Annotated in this window: 20 protein-coding genes; 9 read left to right on the top strand and 11 right to left on the bottom strand. The window is 64.4% G+C overall.

What is annotated here, in order from left to right:
- Positions 1–15 precede the first annotated feature (15 nt).
- The 9 genes from araD to FQ775_RS05185 all read right to left on the bottom strand — a co-directional run bounded on the left by araD (position 16) and on the right by FQ775_RS05185 (position 8,943).
- Positions 16–1,740, bottom strand: a complete 1,725-nt coding sequence (gene araD, locus FQ775_RS05225; RefSeq protein WP_146298372.1) for an L-arabinonate dehydratase — start codon at positions 1,738–1,740, stop codon at positions 16–18.
- Complete coding sequence (locus FQ775_RS05220) at positions 1,737–2,558, bottom strand: SDR family NAD(P)-dependent oxidoreductase (RefSeq protein WP_146298371.1); 822 nt, start codon at positions 2,556–2,558, stop codon at positions 1,737–1,739. Before FQ775_RS05220 ends, araD begins: the two co-directional genes overlap by 4 nt.
- The gene (locus FQ775_RS05215; RefSeq protein ID WP_146298370.1) at positions 2,555–3,571 is read right to left on the bottom strand and encodes a Gfo/Idh/MocA family protein; all 1,017 of its coding nucleotides are present in this window, start codon (positions 3,569–3,571) and stop codon (positions 2,555–2,557) included. Before FQ775_RS05215 ends, FQ775_RS05220 begins: the two co-directional genes overlap by 4 nt.
- Entirely contained in the window at positions 3,568–4,191 is a 624-nt protein-coding gene (locus tag FQ775_RS05210; RefSeq protein WP_146298369.1) for an ATP-binding cassette domain-containing protein, read from the bottom strand. Before FQ775_RS05210 ends, FQ775_RS05215 begins: the two co-directional genes overlap by 4 nt.
- A 1-nt stretch (position 4,192) precedes the next feature.
- Positions 4,193–4,888, bottom strand: coding sequence for an ABC transporter ATP-binding protein (locus FQ775_RS05205; RefSeq protein WP_146298368.1), 696 nt, complete (start codon positions 4,886–4,888; stop codon positions 4,193–4,195).
- Positions 4,881–5,630: an ABC transporter ATP-binding protein gene (locus FQ775_RS05200; protein WP_146298367.1), complete on the bottom strand. Its 750-nt coding sequence runs from the start codon at positions 5,628–5,630 to the stop codon at positions 4,881–4,883. Before FQ775_RS05200 ends, FQ775_RS05205 begins: the two co-directional genes overlap by 8 nt.
- Positions 5,630–6,652: a branched-chain amino acid ABC transporter permease gene (locus tag FQ775_RS05195; RefSeq protein ID WP_146298366.1), complete on the bottom strand. Its 1,023-nt coding sequence runs from the start codon at positions 6,650–6,652 to the stop codon at positions 5,630–5,632. Before FQ775_RS05195 ends, FQ775_RS05200 begins: the two co-directional genes overlap by 1 nt.
- Before the next feature lie 2 nt (positions 6,653–6,654).
- Complete coding sequence (locus FQ775_RS05190) at positions 6,655–7,575, bottom strand: branched-chain amino acid ABC transporter permease (protein ID WP_146298365.1); 921 nt, start codon at positions 7,573–7,575, stop codon at positions 6,655–6,657.
- A 78-nt stretch (positions 7,576–7,653) separates the two neighbouring features.
- A complete protein-coding gene (locus tag FQ775_RS05185) occupies positions 7,654–8,943 on the bottom strand; it encodes an ABC transporter substrate-binding protein (protein WP_146298364.1) in 1,290 nt (429 codons plus the stop codon).
- Between the two features lie 139 nt (positions 8,944–9,082).
- On the opposite strand from FQ775_RS05185, the gene FQ775_RS05180 reads away from it, so the two are divergent.
- The gene (locus FQ775_RS05180; RefSeq protein ID WP_146298363.1) at positions 9,083–9,976 is read left to right on the top strand and encodes a MurR/RpiR family transcriptional regulator; all 894 of its coding nucleotides are present in this window, start codon (positions 9,083–9,085) and stop codon (positions 9,974–9,976) included.
- Positions 9,977–10,287: 311 nt separating this feature from the next.
- On the opposite strand, the gene FQ775_RS05175 is transcribed toward FQ775_RS05180, so the two are convergent.
- Complete coding sequence (locus FQ775_RS05175) at positions 10,288–10,926, bottom strand: TetR/AcrR family transcriptional regulator (protein ID WP_146298362.1); 639 nt, start codon at positions 10,924–10,926, stop codon at positions 10,288–10,290.
- Between the two features lie 140 nt (positions 10,927–11,066).
- Between FQ775_RS05175 and FQ775_RS05170 the strand changes: the two genes are divergently transcribed.
- Positions 11,067–11,954, top strand: coding sequence for a crotonase/enoyl-CoA hydratase family protein (locus FQ775_RS05170; RefSeq protein ID WP_146298361.1), 888 nt, complete (start codon positions 11,067–11,069; stop codon positions 11,952–11,954).
- Between the two features lie 7 nt (positions 11,955–11,961).
- Here FQ775_RS05170 and FQ775_RS05165 read toward each other — a convergent pair whose 3' ends face one another.
- Positions 11,962–13,485: a UxaA family hydrolase gene (locus tag FQ775_RS05165; RefSeq protein WP_146298360.1), complete on the bottom strand. Its 1,524-nt coding sequence runs from the start codon at positions 13,483–13,485 to the stop codon at positions 11,962–11,964.
- Positions 13,486–13,906: 421 nt separating this feature from the next.
- Between FQ775_RS05165 and uxaC the strand changes: the two genes are divergently transcribed.
- The 7 genes from uxaC (at position 13,907) to kduD (ending at position 20,712) form a co-directional block, all read left to right on the top strand.
- Complete coding sequence (uxaC, locus tag FQ775_RS05160) at positions 13,907–15,316, top strand: glucuronate isomerase (RefSeq protein WP_146298359.1); 1,410 nt, start codon at positions 13,907–13,909, stop codon at positions 15,314–15,316.
- A 35-nt stretch (positions 15,317–15,351) separates the two neighbouring features.
- Positions 15,352–16,329 carry a TRAP transporter substrate-binding protein gene (locus tag FQ775_RS05155; protein WP_146298358.1) on the top strand — a complete coding sequence of 326 codons (978 nt, stop codon included), beginning with the start codon at positions 15,352–15,354 and terminating at the stop codon, positions 16,327–16,329.
- A gap of 81 nt (positions 16,330–16,410) precedes the next feature.
- The gene (locus FQ775_RS05150; RefSeq protein WP_146298357.1) at positions 16,411–16,995 is read left to right on the top strand and encodes a TRAP transporter small permease; all 585 of its coding nucleotides are present in this window, start codon (positions 16,411–16,413) and stop codon (positions 16,993–16,995) included.
- A 1-nt stretch (position 16,996) separates the two neighbouring features.
- On the top strand, positions 16,997–18,277 hold the full coding sequence (locus FQ775_RS05145) for a TRAP transporter large permease (RefSeq protein ID WP_146298356.1): 1,281 nt from the start codon (positions 16,997–16,999) through the stop codon (positions 18,275–18,277).
- 26 nt (positions 18,278–18,303) lie between these two features.
- Positions 18,304–19,110, top strand: a complete 807-nt coding sequence (locus FQ775_RS05140) for a FadR/GntR family transcriptional regulator (RefSeq protein ID WP_146298355.1) — start codon at positions 18,304–18,306, stop codon at positions 19,108–19,110.
- Complete coding sequence (gene kduI, locus FQ775_RS05135) at positions 19,103–19,951, top strand: 5-dehydro-4-deoxy-D-glucuronate isomerase (RefSeq protein WP_146298354.1); 849 nt, start codon at positions 19,103–19,105, stop codon at positions 19,949–19,951. The genes FQ775_RS05140 and kduI overlap by 8 nt, the downstream gene beginning before the upstream one ends.
- The gene (kduD, locus tag FQ775_RS05130) at positions 19,948–20,712 is read left to right on the top strand and encodes a 2-dehydro-3-deoxy-D-gluconate 5-dehydrogenase KduD (protein ID WP_146298353.1); all 765 of its coding nucleotides are present in this window, start codon (positions 19,948–19,950) and stop codon (positions 20,710–20,712) included. The genes kduI and kduD overlap by 4 nt, the downstream gene beginning before the upstream one ends.
- Positions 20,713–20,717 lie beyond the last annotated feature (5 nt).

Raw genomic sequence — 20,717 nt, 5'->3', positions numbered from 1 at the left:
GCATCTGCTCCGCTGTCACAGAATGGCCGGCTCGCCCGGCGCGGGGCCGAACCCAGTCTGCAAGAAATCGAAATCGCAGCCCTCATGCGCCTGCATGATGTGGCGCGAGAACATCCAGCCATAGCCGCGTCCGAAGCGTGGCTGCGTCGCCGGAAGCGCGGCGCGGCGGCTATCAAGCTCGTCCTGGCTCACCCGCATGTCGATACGCCGCGACGCGACATCGACTTCGATCACATCGCCTGTCTTCACCAGCGCCAGCGGTCCGCCGACATGCGCCTCGGGCGAAACATGCAGGACGCAGGCGCCGTAACTGGTGCCGCTCATGCGCGCGTCGGAGATGCGCAGCAAGTCGCGCACGCCCATCTTGAGCAGCTTCTTCGGGATCGGAAGCATGCCCCATTCCGGCATTCCGGGGCCGCCCTGCGGGCCTGCGCCGCGCATGACAAGTACGGTGTCGGCCGTCACGTCGAGATCCGGATCGTCGATCCCCTGTTTCAGCTCAGCGTAGGAATCGAATACAAGCGCCGGGCCGGCATGCTTCAAGAGGCGCGGGTCGGCCGCGGAGGGCTTCATCACGCAACCGTCAGGCGCCAGATTGCCATAGAGCACGGCCATCGCCGGTTCCGACGAAACCGGGTTGTCGAGCGGCCGGATGACATCGTCCTTGAACACCTCCGCGTTTGCATAGCTCTCGGCGAGCGAGCGTCCCGAGACGGTGATCGTGTCGGCGTGGAGGAACCCGCGGAGCCGGTTCATCAGGGCGCGTAGCCCGCCGGCATAGTAGAAATCCTCCATCAGGTAGTGGTCACCAGATGGCCTGACATTGGCGATGACCGGAACCCGCCTGCTTGCAGCCTCGAAATCGTCCAGTCCGACATCGTGGCCCGCTCGGCGGGCCATCGCAATCAGGTGGATGACCGCATTCGTCGAACAGCCCATGGCCATTGCGACAGCTATCGCATTCTCGAAGGCGTTGCGTGACAGGATCGCGGTAGGCCGCAAGTCCTCGTTGACCATTTCGACGATCCGTCGCCCGCTTTCCGATGCCATGCGTATGTGGTTGGCATCCGCGGCGGGGATCGAGGAGGCGCCCGGCAATGTCAGCCCCATCGCCTCGGCGATTGCCGTCATCGTGCTGGCGGTGCCCATCGTCATGCAATGGCCATATGAGCGGGCAATTCCCGCCTCTACGGCTTGCCATTCCTCATCGCCGATCGTGCCGGCCCGGCGTTCATCCCAGTATTTCCAGGCGTCCGACCCCGAGCCGAGGACCTCGCCGCGCAGGTTCCCGCGCAGCATCGGACCGGCAGGCATGAAAATCGCCGGCAGGTCCATGCTGATTGCGCCGAGGATCAGCCCGGGCGTGGTCTTGTCGCAGCCGCCCATCAACACCGCGCCGTCGATCGGATGCGACCTCAGCAATTCCTCGGTCTCCATCGCCAGCAGGTTGCGGTAGAGCATGGTCGTCGGCTTGACGAAATTCTCCGACAGCGAGATCGCCGGCAGCTCGAGCGGAAAGCCGCCGGCCTGCAGCACGCCGCGCTTCACATCCTCGATGCGCGCCCTGAAGTGCGCGTGGCAGGGATTGATGTCGGACCATGTATTGACGATCGCGATCACCGGCCGCCCGTTCCAGTCGTCCAGGCTGTAGCCCATCTGCATCAGGCGTGACCTGTGGCCGAACCCGCGCAGATCGTCGGTGTCGAACCATCGGGCGCTGCGTAGCGGTCGCTTGGTCATTGACTTGCGGTGACCCCGCCGTCGACGAAGACGATCTGCCCGGTCATGTAGCTCCCGGCAGGTGCGGCGAAGGCGATGATCTGCCCCACAACCTCGACCGGCTCGCCGATGCGGCCGAGCGGATTGCGTTCGAGGATGAAGTTGCGGAAATCTTCGCGTTCGAGATGGTTGCGTATGCGTTCCGACTGAATGAAGGTCGGCGCCACGCCGTTGACGGTGATGTTGTGCGGCGCGAGTTCCATCGCGTGCTGCTTCACCAGCATGGCGAGCCCGCCCTTGGTGGCGCAGTAGCCCGAATAGCCGCGCCCGCGCAGCGCCAGTTGCGAACGCACCGAAAGAAGGTGAATCTGGCGTCCGCCCTTGCCTTGGGCGATCTGCTGGCGCGCCACTGACTGTGCGAGGAACATCGCCGATTTGAGGTTGATCTGGTAGATCTCGTCAAACGCGTCTTCGGTCACCTCTAGCAGCGCCTGTTCCTTCTGGATGCCGACGCAGTTGACCAAGACATCAATACCGCCCAGCGCTTCCGCCACGCTTTCGGAGACTTTGGCAATCCTGTCGGGATAACGCGCATCGAGTTCCAGCCCGACGGCAGTTGCGCCGTGGTCCAGCAAGCGCTTTGCGAAAGCCTGTGCACGCGAGCCGTCGCGGCCGGCAATGGCGACTGCCGCGCCTCGCCGCGCGAAGGCCCAGGCAGTTGCTTCGCCGATTGCGCCGTAACCACCGGGAATGAAAACACGCAGGCCGGTAACGTCGAACAGCCGGTCGACGGCGCCAAATTCGACCTCCGGTGTCAGGTTGGGTTCTGGCCTGTTCATGCAGCGATCTCCACGCCGGCAGCCCTGTAAGCCGATTCCATAAGTCGCAAGGTCTCCAGATTGTCGAGGCGGTCCGTCTCGAATGGGGTGCCATGCCTCAGACCGGTGAGGAAGGAAGCGATCACGGCGTCGAAGCATTCCTGATAGCGGCCGAGCAGATCGACCTCTTCCGCCTCGCCCTCGGCGCCCACGAGGTAGACCCGGTTGTAATCCATGATGACCGTCGCGCGCGTGCCGATGATTTCGAGCCTGTCCCCATGCAGTTGGGGATAGCCCGGCGCGCAGATCGAGCCATCGGCGGTCGCGATCAGGCCGTCATCGCCTTCGAGCAGGATGGCCGCCGTATCCTCGCCGGGCAGGTCCTCGGCCAAACGGCTGAGGCGGGCAGCGATCACCCTTAGCGGTCCGCACAGACAACGCAGGACATCGAGATGGTGGATCATCGTTTCGAAGACGAGATTGCGCCGGAAACCCCGCAGATAGGGCTGCCGCTCCAGCAGGAACGGCTCCGCGCCATCGCGCGGGCACAAGCCGGAGCCGCGGCAGGAGATCGCGGCGTGACGGACCTTCCCGATGCGGCCTTCGTCGATCCAGCGGCGCACGGTCATGTAGTGCGGCCGGAAACGGTAGTTCTCGTGCACCATGAAGCGCACGCGATCACCGACGGCTTCGACCAGTGCTTCCGCTTCCGCGACCGTTTCGGTCATCGGCTTTTGCAGCATGACGTGGACGCCCTGGTCCGCTGCGAGCCGTGTGACCGGCGCATGTGCGCCGACCGACGCGGCGATGTCGACAACGTCGAAGCCACCGTCGCGAAACAAGGCCTCCGGATCGTCGTAGATCCGGTCGATACCGAACTCCGCTGCCCGGCTTTCTGCCTTGCCGCGGTCGATGTCGCACACGGCGACAACCGGAATGCCCGCCGCCTGCCAGGCCCGCAGATGATACACGCTGATCATGCCAGCGCCGGCCAGCGCCACCCTGATCGGGCTATCGCCGAAGGCGGCACTCATGCGGCGCGCTCCGTCAGGAGGTCGGCAAGGTATGCCCGGCACGGCTCATGTGCGATCAGGCTGTCATAGTCGGCAATGGGCGTGACGGAGCCGCGCTGCACGAAGACGAAGCGCTCGCAGATTTCCTTCATGATCTCCAGATGGAAGCGCTCGTTCGGATGCACGCACAGGAACACCAGCCGGCCCTCTCGGCGCAGCTTGCGGAAGAAGTCGAGCATGAAGCCGATATAGCCATCCTGCGTATTGAACTGCGGTTCGTCGAACAGGTGGACCAGCGGATAGTCGCTGCCGGCGCGCTCCATCAGCGCGTTGGGTTTGAGCGAACGGAAGCTGCGGACCTGATAGGATTGGTGATAGTGGATCGCCAGCCTGTCGCGCTCGTCCGTGCGCACACGATGAATGTCGCGGCCGCGCACCGTCACGCTGCCCGAAGTCGGGCTGTTGGAGCCGGTGATGAGCTCGAACAGCGTCGTCTTGCCCGAGCCGTTCGGCCCCATCATGCCGACGATCGCCGGCTCTTCGATCGCGAAATCGGCCTCGAGCCGGAACGTCTCCCGCGGATTGAGCAGGCCGCGACGGTAGACCTTCGTCAGCGATTTGACCTGAAGCATCGGTTCCATGTCACATTCCGATCAGGCTCTGGCGCAACTGCGCGTCGTCGAGAAGCTGGCGCGCCGGCCCTTCATGCACGATCCGCCCGTGATCCATCACATAGGCGCGGTCGGAGACCTCGAGTGCCGCCAGCGCGTTCTGCTCCACGATCAGTGACGAGATGCCTTCGGACTTGAGCAGCCGCACCGTGCGAAGCACGTCCTGCACGATCTTCGGCGCGAGCCCCTGGCTTGGTTCGTCGAACAGGACAAGTCCCGGAGAAGCGAGCAGGGCGCGCGATATCGCCACCATCTGCATTTCGCCGCCGGACAGGTTTTCGCATTCCCGTGGCATCAGATATTCGAGCGCGGAGAAGATGGCGAACATCTCCCCCAGTTCCCATGAGCGGAAACCGGTCTTCCGCCGCGCGATCTGAAGGTTGCGCGCCACTGTCAGCGTGGGGAAGACGCGCCGGTCGTCCGGCACCCAGCTGATGCCAAGGCCGGAAATACGATGTGTCGGCCAGGCCGTGATGTCGCTGCCGCCAAAGCTGATGCGGCCTGCCCGCGCGCGCGTCAGGCCGAGGATGGAGCGGATGGTCGTCGTCTTGCCGGCACCGTTCGGTCCCAGCAGCGCGACCACTTCTCCCTCGCCCACGGTGAGCGAGGTGCCGAACAGCGCCTGGGTCTCGCCGTAGAAGGCTTCGATGTTTCGGACATCAAGCATCGGCGGTCTCCCCGAGCGCGGAACGCCGAACCCATTTGTTCGATCGCAACTCGTCCGGCGTGCCCTCGGCGATCACCTGACCCCAGTGGATGACCGAGATGCGGTCTGCGAGATCGAACAGGAAACGCATGTCATGCTCGATCATCACGATCGTGTAGCGCTTGCGCAGCCGCCGCACGAGCGCGGCCAGATTGCGCGTCGCTTCCGCGCCAAGTCCCGATGTCGGCTCGTCGAGGAAAAGAAGCCGGGGCCGAGCGGCGAGCGCCACGCCGATCTCCAGCGCGCGGCGATCACCGTAGCTGAGCGCGGTCGCCTTGTCCCATGCACGCTCGGCGAGGCCCACCTGGTCGAGTATGTCGGTCGCGGCATCGACCAGCTCCGTCTCTGCAAACACGTTCCCGGTGAAGTTCAGGCGGCGCGCACGGAACTCCGGGAGGGCCAGCATGACGTTTTCGATGACCACTGAATCGTCGAACAGATTCATGATCTGGAAGGAGCGCGAAATGCCGAGCCTGGCGATCTGCTGGGGCGCCAGGCCGGCGATCGAGCGGCCCTCCAGCAAGATCTCGCCGCGATCCGGACGATGCAGACCGGTCAGAACGTGAAAACAGGTCGTTTTGCCCGCGCCGTTCGGCCCCATGATGCCGCTCACCTGCCCTTCCCGGATGGAAAGGGAAACGTTTTCCAGCACCACGCGGGAGCCGAACCGCTTGTGAAGATTGTGCGCCTCGAAGAACGCCATCAGACCTTCTCCGCAGCATATTCGGGATTGGCGCGCGCGCCGCGGACGCGCCGTCCGGCAAGATGGAACATGCCCGCGAGGCCTTCGGGTCTGATCATGACCATGACCACGAACATCAGCCCGTACCAGAGCAGCCATGTTTCGGTGAGACCGCCGAGCACGTCGCGCGCGATGAAGTAGATCAGCACGCCGAGCACCGGCCCCCAGAAGCTGACCAGTCCGCCGCCAACGAGCACCATCATCACGATCAGCCCGGACTGGTGAAGGCTCATCACATCAGGGTAGGCGCTCTGCTGCGCCATCGAGAACAGCCCGCCGGCGAGGCCGGCGAAGACGGCCGATATGACGAAGGCGGCCCATTTGAAGCGCCAGACGTCGTATCCGGCGAAACGCGCCCTTGTTTCATTCTGCCGGATCGCCTGCAGAACGCGCCCGAACGGCGAGTTGGCGAGGCGCCAGAGAATGAAGACCGAAACGAGCACAAAGGCGGCGGCAAGATAGAACAACGCAATGTTCTGGTTCAGATCGGCCTCGACGCCGAAGAAGCCAAGCGGCGGACGCGGGATTCCCAGCAGGCCGTCCTCGCCCCCGGTGACCGAATGCAGCTTCATGGAGGTGAACCAGAATATCTGGCCGAAGCCGATCGTCAGCAGCGCGTAGTAGATGCCGCGACGGTGCGACACGAACGCGCCGACAATGGCGCCGGCAAGCGCCGCGGCCGCAATCGCCGCCGCGAGGCCGCCCCAAAGGCTGATCGCGACATGCTGCTGAAACAGGCCGAACGCATAGGCTCCGATGCCGAGATATGCTCCGTGGCCGAACGAATGCAGTCCCGCATAGCCGAACAGCAGGTTGAAGCCCATCGCGAAGATGATCCAGATCGCGATCTCGATGCCGAGATACTGGTAGAGGCCGACCGCGGGCAGCCACCAGGGTGCCGTCAGCAGCGCGGCGGCGAGTATGCCGATCGGAAGCGCGCGGGATGCGGGCGAACGCGATGGAATGTCGGAAAGCGTGATCATGGTCAGTTTTCCAGGGCGCTCTTGCGTCCGAGGAGACCGCGGCTCCGGAACCCGACCACCAGTATGAGAAGGATGTACATCGACATCGTCGCCCACGCGCCCGCGTACGCGCCGGTCAGCCCGACGGCCAGCCCGACCATGATGGCCGCGACCACCGCGCCCCAGAAGCTGCCGATGCCGCCGACAACGATGATGAGAAATGCCGGGATGACGACGTCGATGCCGACATGCGGCCGCAGCCCCCAGATCGGCACCATGACGACACCGGCCAGCCCTGCAAGAGACGCCCCGAAGCCGAACACGAGAAGGCGCAGGCGGGAAAGGTCGTAACCGAGAGCACGCACCATTTCGCTGTCATGCGAACCCGCCTTGATGATCGCGCCATACGGCGTCCGTTCCAGGAACAGCCAGACCGCGACTATTGCCGCGGCGCTGAACGCCGCGGCGAAAAACTTGTACTTGGAGTAGATCAGCCCGCCGACGAAAACCGCGCCGTCGATGGAGCGCGGCAGCATCAGGTGCTGCTCGCCGGTGCCCCATACGAGCCGAATTGCCTCTTCGATGACGAGTGCGGCGCCAAACGTCAGAAGCAGGCCGTATAGCGGTGCCTTGCCGTATGTCGGCCTCAGGCACATTTCGAGAAGCAGGCCCGCACCGGCCGCCAGTATCGGGCCAAATATCAGCGCCGCAATGTAGCGGGATGCCAGCGGCAGGGACGTCCACCACTCGGCCGCCGCGGTGGCGCCCAGCCAGTCGCCGCCCAGCACGGTCAGCGCGAAATAGGCGCCAAGCGCAAACAGCGAACCATGCGCGAGATTGATCACCTCCATGACGCCGACGATCAGGGTGAAACCAAGCGCGATGAGTGCAAACAGCAGGCCGAGAGTGAGGCCGTTTAGAATATGTGGCAGGACGGCCATCATCGTGATGATATTCCAGGCTGTAGAATCCGCGACCGGCCGGCGGCCGGTCGCGGATCAATGTATGGGATCTTTCGGAGACTACGCGTCGAAGGTCGGCGTGTCCTCATAAGATTCCAGTTTGCACGCAGCCGCGGCGTCGCTGTCGAGTACAGCGTCGGGCGAGGAATGGTTGACGATCTTGAACATGTCGTCGGCATCCTGCGTCCCGCTGTTCGCGGTAGCCAGATAGATCGTCTGCTGGACCTGGTGGGTGACCGGATCGATCCACGCATCGTCGTGCTGCATGCGTTCCGCCGCCGGCATCTTGTGGCCTTCCAACTGCTTGATGATGGCGATGTTGTTGGTCGATCCGGCACGCTCGATGGCTGCCAGCAGCTCACGCGTAGCCATGTAGCCGTTGTAGAAGACGTTGCCGGGCACTCGCATCTGCGTATCGGGGTAGCGCTCCTGGTACTTCTTGACGAAGTCGGCAACGCCGGGCAGGTCCAGCTTGTAGTACCATGTCGTGCCGAACACGCCGAAGAGATTGTCGAGCGGCAGGCCATAGACATCCGGCCAATCCTGCTGGCTGTTGATCCAGGCCGGCTTCTCTCCCATGCCGAGCTGGGCCACCTGCTGGCGCATGGCCTTCTGGTCGTCGCCGCCGACTGCCGCCGACACGACATCCGGGCCCGACTGCTGGATCTTGAGCAGGGCGGCACTGAAATCGCGAGTGCCCTGCGGAACCAGAATTTCCTCCGTGACCGTGCCGCCATACTCCTCGAGCAACTTGCGCGTCGCCGCGGCGGTGTCGTGGCCCCACACATAGTCGTTGGTCAGCAGCAGCCAGTTCTTGCCGTAGGTCGCGATGGCATTCTTGACAGCGGCCTTGGCGAAATTGGTGCCGTTGCCGTCCCAGACGAACTTGACGCGATGGCAGTTGGCTCCGGATTCCGATGGCGAACTGGAGTTGGTGTTCAGGTAGATGACGCCGTATTTCTGCGCCACCTGGCTGATCGCATTCGCGACGCCTGAACTCACGGCGCCGATCAGGAAGCCGCATTCCTCGCGCGAGATCATACGTTCGGCGACACGGCTGCCGGTTGCCGGCGTCGTCTCGGTGTCGAGGTGCACGAACTCGATCTTGCGACCGAGCACGCCTCCCGCCTCGTTGGCCTCGTCGATGGCCATCATCATGCCGCGCCGGTCGCTAGCGCCGGAATTGGCGTACTGGCCGCTGGCGTCCGACGTGATGCCGATCTTGATCGGCTTGTCAGACCCTGCGGCCCATACGCGATTGTGCTTCCATGGCCCTGCAAAAGCGGCAATCGCGCCACCCGTGGCAGTCGCCCCCAAGAGTGAGCGACGGGAAATAAGCTTTTTCGACATGCGTTCCTCCCTGGACATTTTCTGCTTCGCCTCCGCCGTTCCCGGCGTCCAGCGCATATATAGAAAATATTTTCTATTAGAATGAATTTTCTTTCAGACCTTGTCAAGCGCGTGCGTTTGCGAAACTTTGGCTACGCGCATGACCAGCCAGAGATTCGCGAGGCCATTGGCGTTGAACGAGAATTCACCACCCGAGCAGACCACCGCTGCATCGGCCGAAGGGCCGGAAACGTTCGATGCGCTGCGCAAAAGCGTGCGCCACAGATTCGAGACTTTGAGCCGGCACCTGCAGCGCATAGCTCGTGCGACTCTGGAACAACCGAATACGATCGCACTCAACACCACCACCGAGATTGCTGCAGAGTTAGGGGTGCAACCCTCGACGCTGATCCGTTTTGCAAAGGAATTCGGCTACAGCGGCTTCTCCGAAATGCAGCGGATCCTGCGCCACCGTCTGATCGAGGGCGCTGCCGACATGCGCGAACAGGTCTACGAGACGCAGACATCGCGGCCTCCTGCCGACCTCGGCGCAATCCTCGAGGGATCGGTGGGCGCCTTGGAGGCGTCGCTCGAGGAACTCAGGAAAAATGTTTCGATTGAAGACCTGTCACGCGCCGTGTCCATGCTGCGCAGCGCCAATCACGTATACATTGCGGGGCTGAGGCGATCGCGCGCCATCTCCGCCTATCTTGCCTACGGGCTGGCGCGCTCCGAGCGGCAGTGCAGTGTCCTTGATTTCGGCGGCGGCATGGCCGCCCAGCAGGTCGTTAACATGCGGCCCGACGATCTTCTGGTGGCGGTCGCCTTTCAGCCCTATTCGGAACCTGTGGTCGATGTCGTCGTCGATTGCCATTTGAGCGGCAAGCAGGTGCTGGCACTCACCGACAATGCGCAAAGCCCTTTGGCCAGGCACGCAAAGTTGGCTTTTTACGTCGACAATGCGGCGACCGGACAGTTCAGGCCGATCTCCGGAGCCATCGCACTCGTGCAGACCCTGGTTTCGGGTCTCGGGCAGGAAGTAGGCACCGAGTGAGGTGGGCTACGGCGTCGAGCGCGTGAGGCATTTGACTACTGCGCCAGCCGCCATTCGGCCCCCCGGCAAATCGACGCTTCCGCTGTAGTTCCCAGGCCGCGCACGGCCAGCAGCCGCACGGGTGCCTCAATAACCGTCTGAACTTTCTGCGCTTTCGGTCCAGTGCATCAAGGGGGCGACGCCAGTTTCAGATGTGTTTCCGTCATTTACGCATTTTTCCTGCGTAATCCCGCTCGGTCGTCATTGTCACTGTCGCGATATGTGAGCCGTTTCGCTCCATTTTCCAAAACACGGGCAAGGCCGACCGAGCTCTACGGCAGCGTCAGCGCGTTGCGTATGAGCCGCCGAAGCTCGCCGGGAAAGTCGGCCTGCATGGCCAGAAACGCCTCGCCGCCGAAGACGGCTTTCAGCGTTTCGTCGGAGACGAGGAAATATTCGATGCTGCCGAGCAACTGGTAGGTGAGCACCCGGGCCTGCGAGGCGCTCACCTGCCTCGGCCCGGCCGCCTGCTGCAACAGCCCGGCCAGTGTCTTCAGGAAGTCGGCGAGATACCAGGTCCGCGCGTCGCGCGCGCGGGACCGGTTGTCGAGAATTTCCCGCATCAGAAGGATGCGCTCTTCCGGGTCGTTCCTGCCCATCTCGAGCAGGCCCAGCAGAATGCCTTCGAGCTGCTCCAACGGGTCGTCGGAACCCGCGACGATTCCGTCGACATGGTCTGACAGTCGCTCGGATATTGCGCGCAAGACTTCCGAATAGACGTCCTCCTTGCGGCGAAAATGGTAGATGAGCGCCTGCTTGGTCAGGCCAATCTCGCCGGCGATGCCGGACAGGCTGGCCCCGTAGAAGCCGTAGCTGGCGAATTGCCGCTTGGCGACGGCCAACAGTCGCGCGCGCGTGCCATCGATTTCATCGCTTTCTGAGTGAACGCCGGAGCGCGGTTCCTCGAGCATGGCGGCGACGATAGTCGACTGTCATGAGGGACGCAACGCCGACTTACCGATCGGTAAGGAAAGAGTTGACACTTACCGCTCGGTAAGGCAGTACGTGAACTTACCGCTCGGTAAGGATCAACACGATCAGGGGGACGGAAATGGACAAGCAGGCGCTTTACGAGAAGCACGGGGCGATCGCGACGATCACGCTGAACCGCCCGGAAAAGTACAATACCTTGCGCCCGTCGCTGCTGAACGATCTCGACGCGGCATTGCGCGAGGCCAATCTGGACAACGAGGTGAAGGTCATCATCCTCGCCGGCGCGGGCGACAGCTTCTGCGCCGGTTTCGACTTCTCCGCGGGCCTGGAGCATTACGAGGAGATCGTCGAGGAAAACTACGACCCCGGGATGGACGTGAACCTCGTCGTCAACCCGTACAAATCCTACCTGACGCAGTTCATGGGATTGTGGCGGGGCACCAAGCCGGTGATCGCCAAGGTCCACGGATATTGCATGGGCGGCGGCTCGGAAATGGCCCTGTGCGCCGATCTCGTGGTGGCCTCGGACGACGCCCGCATCGGCACGCCCTATGCGCGCGTGTGGGGTTGCCACCTTTCGGGCATGTGGATCTATCGCCTCGGCCTGGCCAAGGCCAAATATTACGCGCTGACCGGGGAATCCATCAGCGGCAGGGAGGCGGCCGACATCGAATTGATCAATTTTTCCTGCCCTCTGGAGGAACTCGACCGACAAGTGCAGGAACTGGCCGAAAGGCTCGCCCGGATTCCGCTGACGCAGCTGATTTCGATGAAGCTGATCGTCAACCAGGCCTACGACAATATGGGGCTCGGCTCGACGCAGATCCTCGGGCCGATCCTCGACGGCATCATGCGCAACACGCCGGAAGGGCGGGAATTCGTCAACGTCGCCAAGCAACACGGCGTCAAGGAAGCCGTCATCCGCCGCGACCGTCCGTGGGGAGACTACAGCCAGGCGCCGAAGGAGCAGCGCCCGCGCCTGAAAAGCGAACTGGGCCTGAAGTAGGCTTCCCTTACATCACGGCGCCGACTTGCCAGGGCACGAACTCGTTGTCGCCATAGCCAAGTTGTTCGGATTTTGAGCGCCGGCCCGAAGCCGTCTCGACCAGAAGGCGGAAGATGTCGCGACCCTTTTCCTCGACCGATACACCGTCGAGGATATCGCCGCAATTGGCGTCCATGTCCTCGGTCATGTTGGCATAGAGTTCGGAATTGGTGGCGAGCTTGATCGACGGTGCCGGCTTGCATCCGAACGCCGAGCCGCGGCCGGTGGTGAAGGCGACGATGTTGGCGCCGGAAGCCACCTGGCCCGTCACCGAGCACGGATCGTAGCCCGGCGAATCCATGAACACGAAGCCGCGCCTGTCGACCGGTTCGGCGTAGCGGTAGACGCCCGCCAACGGCGACGTGCCGCCCTTGGCGGCCGCACCGAGCGATTTTTCGAGGATCGTGGTCAGGCCGCCGAGCTTGTTGCCGGGCGACGGGTTGTTGTTCATGTTGCCGTCGAGCTTGGCGGTGTAGTCCTCCCACCAGCGGATCAGCTCGACAAGCTTCTCGCCGGTCCCGCGGTCGCAAGCACGACGGGTGAGCAGGTGCTCGGCACCATAGATTTCGGGCGTCTCCGACAGGATGGCGGTGCCCCCGGCTGCGACCAGCAGGTCTGCGGCATGGCCAAGCGCGGGATTGGCGGTCACGCCGGAATAGCCGTCCGAGCCGCCGCACTGCAGCGCCAGGGTCAAATCCGAAACCGGCATTTCCTCGCGTTCGACCGCGTTGACCGCCGGCAGCATGTCGGCGATGGCGGCAAGCGCGGCATCGATGGTGGCGCGTGTGCCGCCGCTGGTCTGGATCGTCATGGTGCGAAACGTCGGCGACTCGCTCAAACCGTACGCTTCCAGAAGCCGCGGCAGCTGGAAGACCTCGCAGCCGAGGCCGATCATCAACGCGCCGCCTACATTGGGGTTGGCGGCGTGGCCCCAGATCGTGCGCTGGAGCAGGTCATAACCCTCGCCACGGCTGTCCATGCCGCAGCCCGTACCATGGGTGAAGGCGGCGATGCCGTCGACATTCGGATAATCGCGCAGCATGCCGCTGTCGACGGCCGCGCGTGCTGCGAAGCGGGCGACCGAAGCCGAGCAGTTCACGCTGGTGAGGATGGCGATGTAGTTGCGGGTGCCGGCGCGGCCGCCGGGCCGGCGAAAGCCGCGAAAACTCGCCGGCAGGCCGGCCAGCGAGGGCGGCGACCATGTGTTTTCGGAAGCAAAGGCGTAGTCGCGCTCGAAGTCGGCGATGGCGCAATTGTGCTCGTGCACATGCCGGCCGGGCTCGATTTCGGAACTGGCAAACCCGATGATCTGGCCGAACTTGCGCACCGGCTCGCCCTTGTCGATCCGGCGCGTCGCCAGCTTGTGGCCACGCGGTATCGGCTCGGCCGCCGTCACGCCTTCCAGTTGCGTCCCGGCGGCAACGCGGTCGACGCAGACGACGACATTGTCGTCACTGTTCAGGCGGACGAAACGCGGGGTCTTATCGAGCATGGCTGCCTCTCCGGTGGCTTGGCGACGATCCTACACGCTTTCGCGGCGCCCGGTCACCGCCGACCTGAGCAAGGCCCGCATTAACCGGTGGACCTTCAGTTCGCGGACCTGTCCGCTGACGTCGAGAAAACCGGAGATGACTGCCCGGTGGTGCTCGTGCGGGAAGGCCATCGGGTCAGCTAGGCTGCGGACATGTGGGGCCGAGGGTCCCCAATCCTTTTTTCGGCAAGCGTTCCTCCCCTGCCATCGCATCGCTCGGCCAGCCGGCCGCGCGCTCCCCACGTGGGCGCCCCCTTCCCTACACGCCACCGTACAGCCTGGCAACAAGTCATCATACAAATGATGTTTTTTTGTATGTTGACATCCTCAATTCAGCGCCCTAGCCATGAAGGGAACGCTGAGGGAGGTTGGCGCTCGTCTGATGGCTTCGCTTGTCGATCGGGATTTGCTGTTTCCCGCCGAGCCGGCGGTTCGCGCCATTGCGAGGGCGCTCTACGAAAGCGTTGCCGGCCTGCCGATCATCAGCCCGCACGGGCACACCGACCCGCGCTGGTACGCGCTCGACGAAGCCTTTCCCGATCCCGCGCAACTGCTGATCGTTCCCGACCACTATGTGTTCCGAATGCTGTTCAGCCAGGGCGTGCGCCTCGAAGACCTCGGCGTGCCAACGGCGGACGGAAGCGAGGTCGAGATCGACGGGCGCAAGATCTGGCGGCTGTTTGCACGCAATTATCATCTGTTCCGCGCCACCCCGACCCGGCTGTGGATGGACTATGTCTTCTCCGAGCTTTTCGGCCTCGACCAGCGGCCCGACGAACGGAATGCCGACCGGCTCTACGACCAGATCTCGGAGCGGCTCGGCGAGCCGTCGTTCCGGCCGCGCGCGCTGTTCGAGCGCTTCAACATCGAGGCGATCGCCACCACGGAGGGCGCGCTCGACGACCTGAAGTATCACCGCATGATCCGCGACAGCGGCTGGAAGGGAAAGGTGGTCACCGCCTACCGTCCGGACGCGGTCGTCGACCCGGATTTTCCGGGCTTTGCCGCCAATCTCGACCAGCTCGGCGAGATGACCGGTGAGGACACCGGCACTTGGAGCGGCTACCTCGCCGCCCATCGCGCCCGCCGCGACTATTTCCGCTCCTTCGGCGCCACCTCGTCCGACCACGGCCACCCCGATGCCTGCACGGCCAACCTTTCGGCCACCGAGGCGGCGGCGCTGTTCGCCAAGGTGCTCAGCGGCGGGGCGGACACGGCCGAGCGGCGCCTGTTCCGCGGTCAGATGCTGACCGAGATGGCGAAGATGAGCCTCGACGACGGGCTGGTTCTGCAGATCCACCCCGGTTCCTGGCGCAACCATTCCGACGGCGTCATGCAGCGATTCGGTCGCGACAAGGGTTTCGATATCCCGACCCGGACCGACTATGTCGCCGCGCTGAAGCGGCTGCTCGACGCGGTCGGGCTGGAGCGCGACCTGACCGTGGTGCTCTTCACGCTCGACGAGAGCGCCTATTCGCGCGAACTGGCGCCGCTGGCCGGCGTCTATCCCGCGCTGCGGCTCGGCCCGGCCTGGTGGTTCTACGACAGCCCCGAGGGCATGCGCCGTTTCCGCGAGCTCACGACCGAAACCGCCGGCTTCTACAACACCGTCGGCTTCAACGACGATACGAGGGCATTCCCCTCGATCCCCGCCCGCCACGACCTGGCGCGCCGGGTGGACTGCGCCTTCCTCGCGCGCCTGGTTTCCGAGCATCGGCTCGGGGAGGACGAGGCGTTCGAGGTGGCGAAGGAGCTGGCCTATACGCTCGCCAAAAAGGCGTATCGGCTTTGATGGGCATGATGCCCGCATGCAAACGGGAGGAAACCATGTTGCATTTTACGAAGATCGCCACGGTGGCGGCCCTGGCCGGGGCGGTCATGGTCGGTGCGGCCAGCGCCCAGACGGTGCTGCGTTCGTCCGACACGCATCCGGACGGCTATCCGACGGTTGAGGCGGTGAAGCATTTCGGCAAGCTCGTCGAGGAGCGCACCGAGGGCCGCTACAAGGTTGAAGTCTATCACTCCGCGCAGCTCGGCCAGGAAGCCGACACCATCGAGCAGGTGCGCGCCGGCGTGATCGATCTCAACCGCGTTTCGCTCGGACCATGGAACGGGCTCATCCCCGAAACCACCGTGCCGTCCCTGCCCTACGTCTTCCGCTCCGTGGATCACGCCCGCAAGGTCATGACCGGCGAGATCGGCGAGGAGATCCTGGCCGCGTTCGAGGCGCATGGCGTGATCGGGCTCGCCTTCTATGACGGCGGCGCCCGCTCCTTCTACAATTCCAAGAAGCCGATCATGTCCAAGGACGACCTGGCCGGCATGAAGTTCCGTGTCATGCAGTCCGACATCTTCGTCGACATGGTGGCCGCGCTCGGCGCCACCGCAACTCCGATGCCTTATGGCGAGGTCTATTCGTCGATCGAGACCGGCGTCATCGACGGCGCGGAGAACAACTTTCCGAGCTACGACACCGCCAAGCATGCCGAGGTCGCCAAGCATTACGCGCTCGACGAGCACCTGATCGTTCCGGAAGTCTTCGTGATGTCAAAGGTCTCCTGGGACAAGCTGTCGGACGAGGACAAGGCGATCTTCAAGCAGGCCGCCAGGGACAGCGTCGAGAAGCAGTGGGAGCTCTGGGACGCGCAGGTGGCCGCCTCGCGCGCCAAGGTCGAGGAAGGTGGTTCGAAGATCACCACGCCCGAAAAGCAGCCCTTCATCGATGCGATGGGCCCGGTCTACGAAAAGCACGTGACCGATCCCAAGCTCCAGGACCTGGTCGCCCGCATCAAGGCGGTCGAGTAGCCCGCGGCGAAACGGCCGGGCCGCCGCAACAGGCGGCCCGGCACCGGCTTGCCCGAGCCGACCCGAAAGGCCGACACAATCATGTCCGACCAGGCGCTGAAACAGATCAAGGTGGACGCCGCGCAACTGCCGCTGCTGGCGCCCGTGGCGCGCGCGCTGTCGGCGGTTTCCAACACCGCGCTCTACCTCGCCGGCGCCGGCCTGGTCGCCATGTCGGTGATCGTCTTCTGGCAGGTGTTCCTGCGCTACGTGCTGAACTGGGGCAACGCCTGGACCGAGCTCAGCGCCAATCTGATCATGAGCTGGTTCATCTTCCTCGGGGCGGCGGTCGGCGTGCGCGAGAATTTCCACCTCGGCTTCGACGTGCTGCTCTACGTCTTGCCGGGCGGTAGCAAGAAGGTTTTGCGTACGCTCTCCGACCTGGTCGTGTGCGCCTTCGCGCTGGGCATGATCTATTACGGCATCACGCTGATGCGCCTGCAGTGGAACGAGGTCATGCCCGGTCTCGGCATCAGCGGGTCGTTCCGCTACATGCCGCTGACGGCGGGCGGCGTGCTCATCGGCCTGTTCGCGCTGGAGCGCATCGCATTGCGCTGGTCCGGCGTCGAGGTCGACCGCGACATTCACGATGACGCCCCGGCACATGACGCCGCGAAGGAGGGCTGACATGGCCGCCGCGATCCTGTTCGGAACCTTCGTGGTTCTCATGCTGATCGGAACGCCGATCGCCTTCTGCCTGGGCGTCGCGAGCTTCGCCACCATTCTCTATATCGGCCTGCCGCCGATGGTGGTCTTCCAGCAGATGAACTCCGGCATGAACGTCTTCACGCTGCTGGCGATCCCGTTCTTCATCTATGCCGGCGACCTGATGGTGCGCGGCGGCATTGCCCAGCGCATCGTCGCTTTCGCCGGCTCGCTCATCGGCCATCTGCGCGGTGGCCTCGGCCAGGTCAACATCGCCGCCTCGACGCTGTTCGGCGGCATCTCCGGTTCCGCCGTGGCCGAAGCCGCGGCCGTCGGCGGCCTGATGATCCCGCAGATGAAGATGCGCGGTTATGGCGCCGACTATGCGGTCAACGTCACCTCGATGGCGGCCCTGATCGCGCTATTGCTGCCGCCCTCGCACAACATGATCATCTATTCGATCTCGGCCGGCGGGAAGATCTCGATCGCCGACCTGTTCACCGCCGGCATCATCCCCGGCCTGATGCTGGCCTCGGCGCTGATGGTGACCGCCTATCTGGTCGCCCGCCGGCGCGGCTATCCGACCGAGCAGTTTCCGGGCTTTGCGCGGGTCGGCTGGTTCCTGCTCAACGCGCTTCCGGGCTTGATGCTGATCGGCATCATCTTCGGCGGCGTCCGCTCGGGCGTGTTCACGGCCACGGAGAGTTCGTGCATCGCGGTCTTCTACGCGCTCCTGGTAACCCTGATCGTCTACCGCTCGATGGGCTGGTCGGCCTTCGTCGACGCCACGCTCGGCGCGGTGCGGACGACATCCATGGTGCTGATCATCATCGGCACGGCCGCATCCTTTGCCTGGCTGATGGCGTTCCTGCGCATTCCGGCGACGCTGATCGACTGGATGGGCACGATCTCCCAGAACCCGCTGGTGATCCTGCTCCTGATCAACGTCCTGCTTTTGCTGCTCGGCACCTTCATGGACATGGGGCCGACCATCATCATCACCACACCGATCTTCCTGCCGGTCGCGACCCACTACGGCGTCGACCCGGTGCATTTCGGCGTGATCCTGATCCTCAATCTCGGGCTGGGGCTCAACACGCCGCCGGTTGGCGCGGTTCAGTTCGTCGCCTGCGCGGTGGGCAGGATATCGGTCTGGCAGGCCATGCGGTCGATCTGGCCGTTCTACGGAGCGGGCATCGTCGTGTTGCTGCTGGTCACCTTCGTCCCCGCATTCAGCCTCTGGCTTCCGAGCGTGTTCCGGTGACCGAGGCAGCGGACGGGAAGACAGGAATGGCCAACGAAACCACCATCGAGACTCGCATCGAGCGGCGCCCGAAACTGTCGGAGCGCATCGTCGCCTCGATCCGCGAGCAGATCGCCGCGGGCCGCTACGAACCCGGCAGCCGCCTGCCGACCGAAAGCCAGCTCACCCAGCTCTTCGGGGTGAGCCGTACCGTGGTACGCGAGGCGGTGGCGTCGCTCGCCGCCGACGGGCTTGTCGAGCCACGCCAGGGCGCCGGCGTCTTCGTGCGCGAGACGCCGACCACCACCTTCGGAACCATCTCGCTCGACATCGGCAACAAGATCAGCCACGCGCTCAACGTGCTCGAGGTCCGCATGGGCATCGAGATCGAGAGCGCCGGACTGGCGGCGGTGCGCCGCAACAACGCGCAGCAGGCGGCGATCCAGGAGGCGTTCTTCGAGTTCGACCAGCTGCTGGCGAAGAGCGAGGCGACCGGCCGCACCGATTTCGAGTTTCACCGCGCCATCGCCGCGGCTACCAACAACCCCTTTTACGTCGAGGTTCTCGATGCGCTCGGCACGCGCGCCATCCCCTGCGACATTACCTCGCCCTGGGGCACCGACAGCACCCTGACGAAGGAGTATCAGGAAGGTCTGCAGACCGAGCATCTGGAGATCCTGCGCGCCATCTCCGCCGGCGATCCCGACCGCGCCCGCAACGCCATGCGCACCCACCTGACGGCCAGCCAGGAGCGCTACTACAAGCGGCTCAATGGCGAACAGGCCGGCTACGTTTTCGGGCGCGACATGAGCGCCGCCCCTCGCAGCAAGCAGAAAGCAGGAAAGCATGAGTGACACCCACACGAGCCACCGGTCGCGCTTTGCGATCGACCCGGCAACCGCGGCGCGCATGGGCACCGAAGACCTGCGCCGGAATTTCCTGGTCGAAGATCTGTTCCAGCCGGGCAAGGTGAACCTCACCTACACGCATTACGACCGCATGATCGTCGGCGGCGCCACGCCGACTGCCAGGCCGCTGCCGCTGGAGGCGATCCGGCCGACCGGAACAAAAGCCTTTCTCGACCGGCGCGAACTGATCGCCGTCAATATCGGCGGTGCCGGCACGATCGAGGCGGGCGGCGAACGCCACCGGCTCGAGACGCGCGACATGCTTTATGTCGGCATGGGCAACGAGGTGAGCTTCGCCTCGGACGATGCCGCCAACCCGGCCCGGTTCTACCTGCTCAGCGCGCCGGCGCACCAGAGCCACCCGACGCGGCTGATCCGCATCGGCGAGGCGAAGCGGATCGACCTCGGCAGTCCGGAGACCTGCAACGAACGCTCGATCTTCCAGTTCATTCACCCCGAGGGCGCGAAAACCTGCCAGCTTGTCGTCGGCATGACCAATATCGCGCCCGGCTCGGTCTGGAACACCATGCCGGCGCATGTGCACGACCGCCGCATGGAGGCCTATCTCTATTTCGACCTGCCGGAGACGGCGCGCGTCTTCCACTTCATGGGCGAACCGACCGAAACCCGGCATATCGTGATGAGGAACGAGCAGGCCGTACTCTCGCCGCCATGGTCGATCCACTCCGGCTGCGGCACCGCCGGCTACACCTTCATCTGGGCCATGGCCGGCGACAATGTCGACTATACCGACGTCGAGATGGTGGATATGGGCGCGATCCGATGAGTGCCCCCTCGCCGTTCAGCCTGTCGGGTCGCACGGTGATGGTGACCGGCGCCAACACCGGCATCGGCCAGGGCATCGCGGTAGCAGTGGCCCGGGCAGGCGCCAGGGTGCTCGGTGTCGGGCGCTCCGCCATGGACGCAACCGCGCGACGCATCAATGACGAGGCCGGCAGCTTCGTGGCCATCACCTGCGACCTCGGCGACGCCAGGGCCGCGCGCGCCATGTTCGAGAAGGCCTGGGCCGAGCACGGACCGGTCGACGGGCTGGTCAACAATGCCGGCATCATCCGCCGCGCCGACGCGGTCGACTTTTCCGAAGACGACTGGGACGACGTGCTGGACGTGAACCTGAAAAGCATGTTCGTGCTGTGCCAGGCCCTCGGCCGGATGGCGATCGCGGCAGGCCGGCCGGGCAAGATCGTCAACATCGCCTCGGTGCTGTCGTTTCAGGGCGGCATCCGCGTCGCCTCCTATACCGCCGCCAAGCACGGCGCTGTCGGCGTCACGCGAATCCTCGCCAATGAGTGGGCCGGCAAGGGCATCAACGTCAACGCGATTGCACCTGGCTATATCGACACCAACAACACGGCGGCGCTGATTGCCGATCCCGACCGCAACGCCGCGATCCTGGCCCGCATCCCGGCCGGCCGCTGGGGCAGCCCGGAAGACATTGGCGGGACGGCGGTGTTCCTGCTCGCACCCGCATCGGACTACATGCACGGCGCCGTCGTGCCGGTCGACGGCGGCTGGCTCGCGAGATAGGTGGA

Source organism: Nitratireductor mangrovi (genome assembly GCF_007922615.2).
Classification (GTDB): Bacteria; Pseudomonadota; Alphaproteobacteria; order Rhizobiales; family Rhizobiaceae; genus Mangrovimarina; species Mangrovimarina mangrovi.
Note: the sequence above shows the minus strand (reverse complement) of the source record. Positions and strands in the feature narration are given on the sequence as shown.